11 protein-coding genes are annotated in these 14,319 nt (G+C 55.3%); all 11 read right to left on the bottom strand.

The genetic code is table 11. From position 1 onward, the window contains the following. Nucleotides 1-573: 573 nt before the first annotated feature. Nucleotides 574-1,890 carry a c-type cytochrome gene (locus tag AC07U5_RS21535; protein ID WP_494724221.1) on the bottom strand — a complete coding sequence of 439 codons (1,317 nt, stop codon included), beginning with the start codon at nucleotides 1,888-1,890 and terminating at the stop codon, nucleotides 574-576. An 11-nt stretch (nucleotides 1,891-1,901) separates the two neighbouring features. Further along, a complete protein-coding gene (locus AC07U5_RS21530) occupies nucleotides 1,902-3,671 on the bottom strand; it encodes a GMC family oxidoreductase (RefSeq protein WP_494724220.1) in 1,770 nt (589 codons plus the stop codon). A gap of 3 nt (nucleotides 3,672-3,674) precedes the next feature. Then, nucleotides 3,675-4,379, bottom strand: a complete 705-nt coding sequence (locus AC07U5_RS21525) for a gluconate 2-dehydrogenase subunit 3 family protein (protein WP_494724219.1) — start codon at nucleotides 4,377-4,379, stop codon at nucleotides 3,675-3,677. 442 nt (nucleotides 4,380-4,821) lie between these two features. Then, nucleotides 4,822-6,291, bottom strand: coding sequence for a M20 family metallopeptidase (locus tag AC07U5_RS21520; protein WP_111846528.1), 1,470 nt, complete (start codon nucleotides 6,289-6,291; stop codon nucleotides 4,822-4,824). Between the two features lie 104 nt (nucleotides 6,292-6,395). Continuing rightward, complete coding sequence (locus AC07U5_RS21515) at nucleotides 6,396-7,937, bottom strand: ABC transporter substrate-binding protein (RefSeq protein WP_494724218.1); 1,542 nt, start codon at nucleotides 7,935-7,937, stop codon at nucleotides 6,396-6,398. Nucleotides 7,938-7,976: 39 nt separating this feature from the next. Then, a complete protein-coding gene (locus tag AC07U5_RS21510; protein ID WP_111846779.1) occupies nucleotides 7,977-8,837 on the bottom strand; it encodes a serine hydrolase in 861 nt (286 codons plus the stop codon). Nucleotides 8,838-8,854: 17 nt separating this feature from the next. After that, nucleotides 8,855-10,483 carry an ABC transporter ATP-binding protein gene (locus AC07U5_RS21505; RefSeq protein WP_494724217.1) on the bottom strand — a complete coding sequence of 543 codons (1,629 nt, stop codon included), beginning with the start codon at nucleotides 10,481-10,483 and terminating at the stop codon, nucleotides 8,855-8,857. Next, on the bottom strand, nucleotides 10,480-11,298 hold the full coding sequence (locus AC07U5_RS21500; RefSeq protein ID WP_112358090.1) for an ABC transporter permease: 819 nt from the start codon (nucleotides 11,296-11,298) through the stop codon (nucleotides 10,480-10,482). The genes AC07U5_RS21505 and AC07U5_RS21500 overlap by 4 nt, the downstream gene beginning before the upstream one ends. Further along, nucleotides 11,295-12,239 (bottom strand): ABC transporter permease, encoded by a 945-nt coding sequence (locus tag AC07U5_RS21495; protein ID WP_494724216.1) that lies wholly within the window; start codon nucleotides 12,237-12,239, stop codon nucleotides 11,295-11,297. The genes AC07U5_RS21500 and AC07U5_RS21495 overlap by 4 nt, the downstream gene beginning before the upstream one ends. Nucleotides 12,240-12,408: 169 nt before the next feature. Beyond that, nucleotides 12,409-13,323: a LysR family transcriptional regulator gene (locus AC07U5_RS21490; protein WP_494724298.1), complete on the bottom strand. Its 915-nt coding sequence runs from the start codon at nucleotides 13,321-13,323 to the stop codon at nucleotides 12,409-12,411. A gap of 40 nt (nucleotides 13,324-13,363) precedes the next feature. Next, nucleotides 13,364-14,275, bottom strand: a complete 912-nt coding sequence (locus tag AC07U5_RS21485) for a LysR family transcriptional regulator (RefSeq protein WP_494724215.1) — start codon at nucleotides 14,273-14,275, stop codon at nucleotides 13,364-13,366. Between the last annotated feature and the right edge of the window lie 44 nt (nucleotides 14,276-14,319).

Here is a 14,319-nt window from a genome sequence, read left to right as displayed (position 1 = left end):
TGTAAAGCACGCTACATGCGGCGGCCTTGCGTCTTTCTAAGTACTTGGGCATGGGGATTGGCGATTGGTTGGAGAGATCAGAAACGCGAGTGGACAAAAGTGAAGGCAGCGATGATACACCGCATGTGTTTTTCAAATTGTCCTGAAGTCAAATCATCTCCTGAATGTGCCCGCTATTGCCGCTTGAGAAGAACTTACGTGCTTTATAGGGGTATTCCGCCTTTCCTGCTCGGATCGTTGTGAAACTTGGAACGCGATGTTTCTGCAAGGTGCAAGGTGACAACGCAAATGAAGTCGAGTACGTCCGCCGCCGGGCATCGAAGTGTAAAAAGACCGGAAGCTTATCGCTCCACCTCCGTCGACCGACCTCTCGATTACAGTTCTGCTGCGACCTTGTTCAATGTGGGTACCTTCTAAGCGTCGATGAAACGAACGACTTCCTTCTCAGTTGTCGCCCCTCTCAGGAAGAAAGCCAAAATACACCGTATCTCGCACAAGGATGGCGATCATCAAATTCGGTTACGAAAGAGCCCCACTGAGATGACGAGGGCTCTTACTTACTTCTTGTGGCCATTAGTGAGCGTTGCCGAGCTTTCTGATCGCTTCCACGTCCTGCGTGGTTACCGCAGAAGCTTTGTTCGTCCACGCGTTGCGCAGGAAGGTGGCAAGCGTTGCGATCTCCTCGTCGGACAGGCGATCCTCGTAGCCCTGCATTCTCACCTTCATGGGGCGTTTTTCAGTTGAAGGAAGCTCTGCACCATGAAGGATCACGCTAATGAGACCTTTACTAGACTTCGCTGTCACCAGTGAGTTTCCGTCAAGTTCCGGGAAGATTTCCGGCGCACCCTTACCGTTCACGAGGTGACATCCACCGCAATTGTCAAGATAGAGCCGCGCGCCGAGCGGCATGTCAGGTCCAGCGCTCGACAAGAGTTCTTCCGTCGGCGTTGGCGCGTCGGCCGATTTCGCGGCCTGTTGTCCAGGCGTCCCGATCTTCGTCAGGAAGCTTGCTATCGCCCGATTGTCATCTTGCGTCAGGTACTGAGTGGAATCGCGCACCACCAGCATCATTTCTCCTGTTGCCGTAGAATGTGCGTTGCGACCGGTGGCAAGATAAGCTGCCGTCTCCTCGACTCCCCATTTTTGTGGACCGCTGCTAGGGCCTCTGAGATCCGGAGCCGTGTAGTTGTCGATTTCACCACCCGAGAGGAAGCTCTTGTACGTCTCGTCAATACCATCCTGCGTCATCAGCACCGAGCGTGGGCTGTGGCAAGCGGCGCAGTGACCCGGCCCTTCGACTAGATATTTGCCACGGTTAAAAATGGCGTCTTCTGCTGTGTTGGGTGCAAATCCGGCTTCGCCACGCAAAGCAACCCAGTTCCATGCACGCAGACCAAATCGCATATTGAAAGGAAATGCGAGTTTCGTTGGCTCGACTTTATTCGAGACAGGCTTCACCTCATGCATGAAGTAGTCGTAGAGCGAAACTACGTCTTCTTCCGTTAGCTTGCGGTAATTCTCATATGGCATGGCGGGATAAAGATGCGTGCCATTGGGCGTCACGCCATCGTAGAGGACCGCGCGAAAGTCATCGAGTGTATAATTGCCGATGCCGGTTTCCTCGTCTGGCGTGATGTTGGTGGTCCAGATTGTTCCCATCGGGCTCTGGATCGCACGACCGCCTGCAAAGGGTGTTCCACCCTCATTGGTGTGACAGGCCATGCAATCGCTGGCACGCATGAGGTATTCCCCACGACCTTCTGCTGGCTTGAAATTTGCTGCCAGTTCAGCAGTCGCTTCCGTGCGCTGAACGGGCACGAAAATGAAGGCGAGAAGACAAACAATGCCAACGAGGACGAGAGCGGCGAGAACTTTGAGAAGCGTTTTCATGGTGGCACTCCTCAAACTAGTGGCCGTGGGTTGGGAAGGTAGTCCTTGCGGATATGCTCCGCTGCCCAATAGGCGAGACCACCCACCATGCCGGTGGGGTTATACTGCGTATTCTGCGGAAATGCCCCGGCGCCAAGAACGAATATATTGTGCTTGTCCCAGGCCTGAAGGTACCGGTTGACCGCCGATGTCTTGGGATCGTCGCCCATTACGGAGCCGCCGACATTGTGCGTGGTTTGATAGGGCCTGACATCATACATGGCACCTTCCTTCTTGAAGCCTTCCTGCATGGATGTCGGGTTGAGAGCCTTCGCAATCGGCTCAATCTTCGACTTCATGAATTGGGTCATGCGAATGTCATTGGCATTCCAGTTGAACGTCATCCGCATCAAGGGTCGCCCGTGCCGGTCCTTGTAGGTCGGATCGAGATCGAGGTGATTGCCACGATAGGCCATATGGGACCCGTGCGAACCGATGGACATGGAGTGCCCGTACCATTCACCCACGGCCTGCTTCCACTTTGCGCCCCAGCTTGGGGTGCCTGCTGGAAGCGCCATGGAGCGGATCGGTTGACCATTCGATTGCCCGGCGGAGATGTAGGAGCCGCCAATGAAGCCTTCCCGACCGAAATCGATGTTATCGATACCGAAATCATCGATGGTCATGCCATTGGCACCAGTGCCGATGAACGGATTGAAAACCTCGTCCTTGAAAAACAGCGTGTAGCCACCATTCATCTGATAGGCATAGTTGCGGCCGGTAACGCCTTCTCCCGTATTGGGATCATAGGGCTGCCCGATGCCGGATAGCAGCATCAGGTGAACGTTGTGCAGCTGATAGGCAGCCAGAATTACCAGATCGGCAGGCTGAAAGACTTCCTCCTGCGCCTTTTCGTCGAAATAGGTCACGCCGGTCGCGGTCTTGCCATCCGGTGCCATTTCGATGCGCAACACTTCGCATTCCGTGCGATATTCGAAATTCGGCTTGCGCTTCAGGGCGTCAAGAATGGCGGTCTGCGGCGAAGATTTCGAATAGTTATAACAACCATAACGCTCGCAGAAGCCGCAATGATTACATGGGCCCATCTGCATGCCGTATTCGTTGACATAGGCTTGCGACGCTATACCGCCGGGGCGCGGAAACGGATGGTAGCCCATGGATTTAGTGACTTCACCGAACTTGGCTCCGTCCCAGGTCGTCGGCATAGGCGGCATGGGATAATCGCGGGAGCGTGGAGCCTCGAACGGATTACCGCCTTCGATCTTCTCACCCTTGATGTTACCAGCCTTGCCAGAAATGCCTGCAACCCGTTCGAAACGGTCGAAATAGGGCTCGAGCTCGTCATATGTGACCGGGTAATCCTGAATGGTCATATCTTCGGGGATAATGGTCGCCCCCCAACGTTCCTCGACATAGGATCGAAGACGATATTCTGACGTCATAGGACGCCAGTTGAGCCCGTTCCAGTGCGTGCCGGCACCGCCGACACCGATGCCCGGAAGGAAGGAGCCGAGGCTGCGATAGGGCAATGCCACCTCGGTCTCGCTCCGACGGATTGTCACTGTCGAGTTGCGCGGCTTTTGCATCATGCCGAGACGTACGCCGTATTTCAGCTCATCGATCATCTCAGGATATTGGAAATTGGGAACGGTATTCTGGTCATGACCGCGCTCGAGCGCGACGATCTCGAGCGCGTCCTGCGCAAGCTCCATGCCGAGGATCGATCCGGTCCAACCAAGACCGACGATGACGACATCTTTTTTCTTTTCAGTTCTAGCCATCGTTCATGCCCTCTCGCCAGAGATCGAAACCGGTCCCAGCGGATATTTGACGTTATGTTTGAGAACCCATTCCTTGTACGATCCACGCGCGCCGGGGAAACCGATATAGGTCCACACCTGCATCTTATGGTTTCCGCCATACAGTGGATCGGCGAAATAACCCTCTTTGGTGTTTCCAAGCAGAATGGAGAAGAAATCGCGCATTTCCGGATCAAGCTTCATTTCGTCTTTCTGAAGCGAGGTAAGCGCCTGATCCTGCGTCGCCTCATCCAGCTCCGCGAAAATCTTCCCATGTGTCGTGCGACACCATTCGTCAAATACCGGGATGGCTTGTTGATAAATCTGAAGCGGCGTCAGCGGTGTCTGCCAACCACGCAACGGACTTGCGTCCGCCTCATGAGGACCTTCCATATACCAATCGGCAGCGCGACCGAAATCGCCAGCCAACTGCATATCGATAAAGACCGGGACACGTGTTTCGATGGCGCCGGGGCCCTCGCCCTCGGAAGGGATCAATCTTGCTACCGCTGCCACTACGAAAGCCCACTCGCTGGGCTTGAGACAGATAGGCGTGTACGCGCCCAGCGCGACCGGCTCTGGTTGCTCCTCAGCCTTCAGCGGCACGGCTGCGAGTCCTGCAACTGCAGCACTTGCAGCGGACGCTTTAAGAAAATTTCGACGTGAAGGATGGCCTGGAAGGTCTCTCATAGGCAACTCGCTTTGTGACGGGCATCACTTGAAAATTGTTGTTTCGATCCATCGGGAAATGAGTCAGGTGGGCCGCTGCGGTTTATCGTCGCAGCGAAATCAGCGCAAGTTCAGTTAGAACAAAAATCGTTCGTTTGTCGCTTCGTGAGAATCTGGTTCCGTAATTCTTCTAAAATAAGCAACAATCTTTAAGACGCCTAGCGAAGCGTTCCGATCTGAAACCAACATACCCAAAGCATAGAGTATCTGTCTGACAACCATGCGGTACAACGTCAGATCGGCAAGTAGGCGGACTCACAATGCCCTCCGGCACGCGCTTCCAGAACGCGAATTGAGGCGCGCTGACGCCCAGAAGGCGCAACAGCATCCACCTCAGGAAGCTCGCTTTAACGCTCGCTCCTTATTGACTGGGGCGCTTTAGCGTCTGTTTGATATTCATCCGTTACCCCAGCGATTGCTCCTTACTGGAATGCAAAGCACCAGGCATGACGTTTTCAGGTATTGGGCAGACATAAGGGTCGTCGCCCCTCGCAGCTTTCCATTCTGCTGTTGCCTTGGCCAACAGGCTCGGAGATGTTGCCAAATCAAGGCCCGTCGAAGCAAGAGCTTTAGCAGCATGCACCATTGCCTTATGGGCTGCACGGCTTCTGCCCTGCGCCACGACTTGCCATGTATGAGGGTTTGTACCTATCGCCCAAGTTGGCGCCCAGCACTGTGCCGTAGGTGTCACACGGCTGACGTCGCCCACATCGGTAGATCCTGCTCGAAAATGGGAGTGCCCTTCGAAAGCACGCAATCCCAAATGTAGCGGCGTCGATCCGTCAATCTTCTCGTTGGAGAAGACATCATCCTTGATCTGATAAAGTTTGATGCTGCTCTTGATCGCTTCCTGCGTAAATGTGGCTTGGATTTTACGGGCGAACTCCATGTCTGCCTCATCAAACGGCACCGGCCCAATCGCCATCAGATTTTCGTGGATTGCGTTTTCAAGCGTGAGGTTCGGCAGCAAGTTTGTGGCGGCGGTGTCGAACACGATCTCCACCTCAGTTCCGGTCATCATGGCGGCACCGCGCGCGACCTGATCCACGCGCTCGGCCAGTGCCAGAGCCTGGGACATTTCGGGCGCGCGAACGAGATAAAGCACCTCTGCTTTTGCCTGAACCACGTTAGCGGCACGTCCGCCTGCATCGGTGATGGCATAATGCACGCGGCAATCCTGCGGCATGTGCTCGCGAAGGAAGTTGACACCGACATTCATCAGTTCAACGGCATCGAGAGCCGACCGCCCAAGATGAGCCGCATTGGCGGCATGCGCGGCAGTGCCTTTGAACCTATAGTAATACTCAAGTACCGCGAGGTTATTTGTCGATCTGACGCCATTGAATGGGGCTGGGTGCCAGGTCAGTGCGGCGTCCACATCGTCGAAGGCACCTGCCCGCACCATGAAGGTTTTGCCGGAACCGCCCTCCTCTCCAGGGCAACCATAATATCGAACTGTCCCCGGCAGACCGTTAGCCTCTAAATGTCTTGCCAGCGAGATTGCCGCGATGAGAGACCCGACTCCTAATAGGTTATGGCCGCAGCCGTGACCGCTGGCACCCGGCTCACCTTCCCGTTGCTCATCGATGTCCGCAAGCTGGCTCATGCCTGCAAGAGCATCATATTCGCCAAGGAATGCGATGACAGGTTTGCCATGCCCGTATTGGCCGACAAATGCGGTTTCCATTCCCGCGATGCCTTCCTCAACGGAGAAACCATGTTGCTTCAATGTCTCAACAAGAAGTTCGGCTGATTTATATTCGTCGTACTTCAGTTCTGCCAGATCCCATATTTGATCACTTATGGATGTAAAATTAGGAGCTAGGTCGTCGATCGATTGCGTTAGTGATTTCAGGGCTGATTGATCTGGCATGCTGTTCCTCGAGACAAAGCGAAACCGGCACCGCGCATCGATGATGGCAGAGGGCTTCTGTGCATATGAAAGGCACCGCTTGTTCGCGGCGCCTTATGACTGGGTTATTTGCCGACCGACACTTCCCAAAGCCGCGCGTTGGATTGCCAGACCGGCTGACCCTCAAGCGACTTGGTCGCTCCCCAAACGTCGATCATGTCGTAGAGGAAGATGCCTGGCATATCCTGCAACATGAGCTCGTGAAACTGGTCGAAGATTGCCTGACGCTTATGCTGATCGATTTCCGCATAAGCGGCCTTCATCAGTTCGATTGCCTTGGGGTTGTCCCACATGAGCGAGGCATTCTTGTCTTTTTCGCCTACATAGAAGCTGTACATCAACGCAGGATCGAGACGGGGTGCGACGGATTGCGAAATGATCTGGTAATTGCCGGAGCGGCGGCGATCGACCTGCGTCGCATAGTCCAGAACTTCGATCTGCACGTTAAGACCGATCTGCTGCAACATCGCCTGAGCGATAACGGCTGCCGGGAAGCTGGGTACATTGCCACGCTTGTTGGCGATGATGTTGATCTGCTCACCCTTGTAGCCGGACGCTTCGAGTTCTTTCTTCGCAGCGTCAAGATCGTAAGGCAGACGCTTCTTCTGCGTCTCGCTGAAGTAAATCGAGTCTGACGCCACCATCGAGCCGTTGGCCTTCCCGGTACCGTTGGAGGCCGCAGCAACAAGCTCGTCCATGTCAAGCGCCATCGCGATTGCACGGCGAACACCCTGTTTGCTCATGATGGGGTCGCGGGTCTGGATGTAGAAGAGGTTTTTGCCGTTGTTCTGCGAAATAATGACCTTGGCCTTTTCGCTCTTCTCGAACTCGGGAATGAGGTCGGGCGAGATTTCCGCCGTGTCAAGGACACCGGACTGCAGACCTGCCTTCACGGTCGATGCATCGGGAATGACCATGAACTTGATGCCATCTACCAGCGGTCGCTTAGAGCCGACCATGCCATCCGGTTTGCCGTCATTGGCCGGAGACTGGTAGTCATCGAACTTGGACAGATGAATGTATTCGCCTTTCTTCCACTCGTCCCATTTAAACGGACCGGTTCCGATTGGCTTGTCGAACGCACCATCCGCTTTGAGGGAATCCTTTGAGATCACTCCGGTGTAACCGCATTCCGGACGCGCCATCAAACCGAGGAAGACAGCAGAGGGCTTTTCCAGAGACATGGTGACGGTTTGTCCATCAACGGCTTTGATAGTTGTCACCTTCACTGTACCGCCGTCGAAATCCTTGACGCAGGTCCACTTCGTGGCGGGGTCCATGTACCGGTTCCAGTTCCACACCACGTCATCTGCGGTCAGTGGCTTGCCGTTGTGGAACTTGACGTTCTGACGAAGCTTGAAGGTGTATGTCAGGCCATCGTCCGACGTTTCGACGCTTTCAGCCAGCAGCGGCTTGACCTCACCGTTATTGGCGTAGCCTACTAGTCCTTCAACAATATGGAGGATGACGCCATCCGTATTCCCATCCCGGTTGACGCCGGGGATGTTGCTGCGAAGATCCGAACTCTGCGCAATGACGATATCGCGCGCGTGGGTCGCGCCCGAAAGCGCCATCAATATAGTTCCAGCAAGAAGTAAGCTTTTCATGTTCTACCCTCTGTTATTGTTGGTTTTAATGCTGTTGGCTCAAGCTCGAAACTCATCCCAGCAGACACGCGAAAGGCGTCCGATGGTTTCGAGAGACATGGTGTATCCCGGTGTTCCATCCGGCATCTCCTGCGGCACCTGATCCGTGAAAGCGGTGATGATGTAGAGCGGTTGACCATCGCTGTAGACGATGCCCGCATTCATCCGGCCGCGCTTCCCTGTGCCGCCCTTGTGAGCGACGACCGTACCGAACGGCAGACGCGAAGGAATGGCGTATCGCAGAATCTGATTTTTCAGTGTCTGCAAGGCGTAGGCACTCAATTCTTTGGAGACGCCCAACCGCTTCGAAGCCTCTTCGGAACCCTGAGCATCGAGAATCGACTGAAGCAGGAACATTTGATCGCGCGCCGTCGTCGTCGTAACGGACTTCAAGGAATGATCGGGAGACAGAGCGAGCGGCGGGATCAGAAAACGGTGATGCGTGCCTTCCATGCCGATTGCCTTGCAATAGCTGTCCACTTCCTCCAGCGTCAGGCGCTCGAAGACCATCTTGGTGCAGACATTGTCGGAAAGCACCATCATGCCGGTGATGGCATCGCGAAGCGAGATCACGATGCCCGGCGTCAGATAGCGAAACATTCCGCTTGCGACTTCGTCGGCAAAGCGCGCCTCGTAGACAATCTGCTCGTCGAGATCGAGCCTACCTTCATGCACAGCCTTCAGCGCCGCCATCATGATCGAGGTCTTACGGGTGCTGGCGGAAGGCGTTTCCTCATCCGCTCCGCGTTCAAAAACCTCGCCATTGCGCAGGTTCTTAATGCTGAAGCGCGTGACGAATGGCTGTGCATTACAGATCGCGTTCAGCCTTTCGGCAGTTGATCCGAGATTGCCGGATATCATAGGTGCAGTATTCATCGTCACGCCTCCAAGCGCCACTTGAGTTTCACGCCGCCGGTCTCGTTGAGATCGAGCGCGGGAATTGCCGAGAGAAGGCGCCGGGTGTAGGCCTGCTTCGGCATGTCGAAGATCGTGTTGCGGTCACCTTCCTCGATGATCCTGCCGTCCTGCATAACGATGACGCGATCGGCGACCTGTTCAACCACGCCGAGATCGTGGCTGATGAACAGGCAGGAGAAGCCATATCGTTTCTGCAAATCGGAAAAGAGCGAGAGCACCTGCGCGCGAACTGTCACGTCCAGCGCCGAAACGGGCTCATCGGCAATGAGGAAGCGTGGTCGTCGCGCAATCGCTCTGGCAATGGCCACTCTCTGCCGCTGTCCGCCCGAAAGCTCATGCGGATAGCGAAGGGCGAACTCGGCGTTGAGACCAACCTCCTCCAACGTTTCGTAGGCGCGCGTCATCTTCGCCACCCGGTCTATTCCGGGAACGAGACGCAGGGCCTCCTCGACAAGAGCAAGGATTGTCATGCGAGGATCAAGTGAGGAATAGGGGTCCTGAAATACCATCTGGCAATTGAGACGATAATCGCGCCAGTCCTGATCACGCGTGCGCCCCTGGAAGAAAACCTCGCCCTCGGTTTCCTTGACGAGTCCGGCGATGGTTCGCCCCAAGGTCGTCTTGCCGGAGCCTGAACCACCCACCAGAGCCACGACTTCGCCTTCATGAATGTCAATCGAGACACCATGCAGTGCGCGTTTCGGCTCGCCCTTCTTGAGAAACGATTTCCGTCCAGGATAATCCACGACGATGTTGCGGGCCGAAATCATCGGTGCCGAAGTCGTATCGATAGGCCTGACGTCGCCGCGCACTGGCAAGGATGACAGAAGCTTGCGCGTGTAAGGGTGCTGCGGGCGCTCTAATATCTGCTCTGTCGTACCGGCTTCAACGATAGAGCCTTTTTCCATAACGACGATCCGGTCTGTGTAGCGGGCCACCATCGGTAGGTCATGGCTGATGAGAAGGACTGCCGTGCCTTCTGCCTTCGTCAGTTCCACCATCAGCTCCATGACGTCGCGCTGAATGACAGCATCCAGCGCTGTCGTCGGCTCATCGGCAATCAGCAATGCCGGTTTCAAAAGCATGACTGATGCGAGCATGATGCGTTGGCGCATGCCACCGGAAAATTCGTGAGGATAAGACGTCAGCGCTCGCCCAGGATCGCGTATGCCGACACGTTGCAGCATGGAGAGAATTTTCTCGCGCCTCGTGGAGGCTTGATCCTGCGTGTGCAGAGCCAGCCCCTCCTCCAGTTGCCGTCCAATGGTCATGGACGGGTTGAGCGAGGTCATCGGCTCCTGAAAAACCAGTCCGATCTCCGCACCACGAAGCGTGCGCAAATCCTTTTCACTGATGGTGGTGATGTCGCGGCCCTTGAAGATGACTGTGCCTGCCGTCTTGCGGATAACGGGCGCCAGCAGAGAAACAATCGCCCTCGTCGCGAGCGATTTTCCCGAACCGCTTTCGCCGACGATGCCGAAGATTTCACCCGGCTCGACATCGAAGCTGACGTCTTTCACCACGCAAACATCACGGCGGACGATTTCTAGCGAAAGATTGCGGACGCTGAGAAGCTTTCTTTCAGTCATTTCAAACCTCTCATGCGTGGGTCGAGTTTGTCGCGCAGAGCATCTCCGAGAAGGTTGATGCCGAGCAGTGTGAGAGCAATGCAGAGGCCGGGAAATAGTCCGAGCCAAACGGCCTGTTCGATAAAAGGGCGACCTGCGGCCAGCATGTTGCCCCATGTCGGTGCGGGAGGCGGAACACCCAGACCGAGGAAGCTCAAGGCGCTTTCCGAGAGAATGGCCCAGCCGAACATCGAGGTTGCGAGCACGGTGATTGGCGCGAGGCAATTCGGCAGGATGTGTCTGAACATCGTGAAGATTTCGCCATTGCCCATCACGCGGGACGCTTCAACGAATTCGCGTTCCCGCAATGACAGCACGGCTCCTCGAACGACGCGTGCCATAGACGGCGTATATGCGATGCCCAGAGCGAAGATGATGCCGTATTGATTTGCGCCGAACACCGCGAGAAGTCCGAGTGCCAACAAAATGCCGGGGAATGCCAGCAGTGCATTGTTTACAGCCATGATCAGGCCATCGATCCAGCCACGGGCATACCCACTAATCAAACCGATCAATGTACCAGCGACAACCGCGAAACCGACCGTAAGGCATCCGATCCAGACACTTGCTCGTGCGCCTACCATAAGGCGGCTGAGCACATCTCGCCCGAATTCATCAGTGCCGAGGAGATGGAGTGAGCCGGGAGCAGCCAGTTTTGCCGTGAAGCTCAGCTTCATGGGATCGAAAGGCGTCCAGAAGAGGCTCAGGGCTGCGACGATGAGCAGAGCCGCGATCAGAACGCCGCCTATCAAGCCGTTGAGAGCAACGTGTTTCATTCGGCCACCACGCGCGGATCAAAGAGGGGATATAGGAGATCGACAATCAGATTGACGATCACATAGGACATGGCGACGAAGAGAAGGCAGCCCTGAATGACAGGGTAATCGCGCTGGAAGATGCTATCGACCATCAGCCGACCAAGGCCCGGAATGGTGAACACCGTTTCGATGACGGCAATGCCGCCAAGCAGATTTCCAAGGATCAGGCCGATCATCGTCCATGTTGGACCGAAAGCATTCTTGAAAGCGTGCTTCCAGAGAACCGCCTGCTCCGAAAGGCCTTTGGCGCGGGCATGGGTGATGTAGTCCAGCCGCAACACTTCCAGCGTCGAGGCACGGGCCATGCGGATGAGAACACCGGCCTCATGGATAACGAGCGTCATGATGGGCAGGACCAGATATAACAGGCCGGACACGAAATTATCCGAAAGGGACACATATCCCAACACCGGCAGCCAGCCGAGCTTCAGTCCGAAGAACAGAAGCAAAAGCAATCCCAGCCAGAAGGTCGGGATCGAAAGTAACACCGTCGCCGTGCCGATCAATACGAGGTCCGTAGCGCTGTTCTGCCGCCACGCCGCTATGACACCGGCTGGTACCGCGATGAGACTTGCCAGAATGACCGCGACCACGACGATCTCGGCTGAAACCATGAAGCGCGAAACAACCAGCGGAAGCACCGGCTCCTTGTTCACGATAGACTGGCCGAAATCACCGCTCAGCACATTGCCCGCCCAGACGAAAAACTGCTGCGGCAGTGACGTATCGAGGCCAAGTTCAGTGCGCATCTCGGCAATTTGATCTGGTGTTGCCATGTCTCCCAGCATCAGAGCTGCCGGATCACCTGGGATGAAACGAATAAGAGCGAAGACTGTGATTGCGACGATCAACAATGTCGGGATCGCCATCAGCAATCGATGGAATATGAATCTTATCATCGGTTCCCCTGAACGCGATTGGCGGGACCGGATCTACAAAGTCACCGGCTGTTATGTTTGAAACTATGACGGATCAAAAAAATGAGCGCAATATTATGCATTATCTTCATAGGCTAATGCATATTTTGCAGACGCAGATGCGCGTTGAGTTTGATCTGTGGCGCGGTGCTTAACAGCTAGAGCATTGCTTTTGTGAGATTTCGATTTGGCGCTTGAGCGCGTCCATCAAGGCTTTTGCTGCCAGAGAAGCAGACGTGCCAGAGGGGGTTGCGAGCGCAAATTCCTGCTTGGTGGCCGGAACGAATGGGCGCTGCACGATAGGAAGGTTTTGGTAGAGATTGGCAAAAAAGCTGCTCAATATGGCAACTCCCAAACCGTGAGCCACATAGGAGCAGGCCGAACTGTTGGTATGAGTCTCGATTTTCACGTTCTGCCTCACGGCTTCGCGCGCAAAGGTCTGATCGAGCAGCATACGTGTCGGCCTTTGCCGACCGATGAGAATAAGCGGCACCCCACGCAAGTCCCGTGCACTAATTTCCTTCATCGACGCAAGTTCGTGACCTTCGGGCAGAACGCAAACGCTGGTGCCTGATGCCACGATTTCCATATCGATCCCAGGTAAAGCGGGATGTTCGTTGCGCAGAAAGCCGAAATCGATGACCTTCTGCTCAACCAGACGTGCGATGTTGGATGTCGTCTCGAAAAAGGTTTCGATCCGGACCGACGGGTAATCACGCACGAATTCCTTCATCATCGCGGGCGCGAAATTTTCCCACATGCTGCTAGGAAGCCCTACCCGCACCAGTTCTGGCCCCTTTGCACCGCTGCGGAGATCTTCCGCCAGTCCTGAAAACCTGTTCAATCCAAGCAAGATCGTTTCGGCATCCCGCGCCAGAATACTGGCTTCAGGCGTTGGGATAAGTCTGCCCTTATCCCGATCAAAAAGCCTCAGTTCCAGATCGCTCTCTAACTGCTGAAGGAGACGGCTCACGCCGGACTGGCTAAGCCCCATGCTCTTGGCGGTAGCGATCGTCGACCCTGTTGCAAGCAGGGTTTTCAGAACCTCAAGCTGCCTGAAATTGATCATGCTTTCGCCACTCCCTCTCCCGCCGATATGAAAACGCTTAAGCCCATTCCCGGATGTAGTTCAAGAACGGCAGAGCGATTTTCGGAAGCGGGGAGAGTTCGGAACTGACGATTGCGTAATCGACGGAGATGGTCGGTTCAAGCGGAACGAATGCCAGTGGCAAGGCCTGATATTCAAGCGCCAGCAATTCGCTGACGATTGCGATGCCCAGCCCTTCCGCCGCAAGAGCGCAGCCGCAACCGACGGAATGCGCTTCGATTGCCGGGCGGCGGCGAAGTCCTGCGCGATAAAAGATCGCTTCCAGCTCATGACGGACGGCCCGCTCCCGATTGAGAAGTATCAGATCCTCGGTCTTCAATTGTTCAACGTTGATCTTCCCCTGACCGGCAAGCGGATGATCTTTATGGAGAATGCAAATATTGCGCGTCGGCATGACATGCTCTTCGCGAAGCCCCGGCGTTGGCGAGGGCAGGCGCGTGAAACCGAGATCGACTGCCCCTTCCGCCACCATTCGTTCTATCGCAAGATAATTTCCAGATGCAATTTCGATTCTGATAGGACCGGCTTCCGCCAGAAAGCTCTTGACTAGGCGCGGCACCAGCGTTGCGGAAAGGCTTGCAGGAAAAGCTATTCTCAGTGGGATTTCCGTTGAACGTCCCTCCTCCAGTTCCTGCGCCGTTATTTTCAGGGTCGTGAGCTTGTCCGCAATGGCGCGGATTTCCGGTCCTAGCTTCAACCCCTCACGCGTCATCGAAAGTCGGTTCTTATCCCTGTCGAACAACCGAACACCGAGGTAGATCTCCAATTGATGCAGAAGTCGGCTGGTGTTGGATTGAGAAATACCGAGATCAACGGCAGCGGCAATGGTTGAGCCTGTGGCCGCAATCGCTTCGAAGGCCTGAATATGCTTGATGCTGATCTGAACGTCGCCCGATTTTTTCAGTCTCATTCTCCCGGATAACGTCACCCGTCATTTGCATAAGATTGCGCCGA

Source organism: Agrobacterium sp. GW821-FHT02D03 (assembly GCF_059421725.1).
The sequence above is the reverse complement of the archived record's forward strand: the minus strand, read 5'-3'. Positions and strand labels throughout refer to the sequence as shown.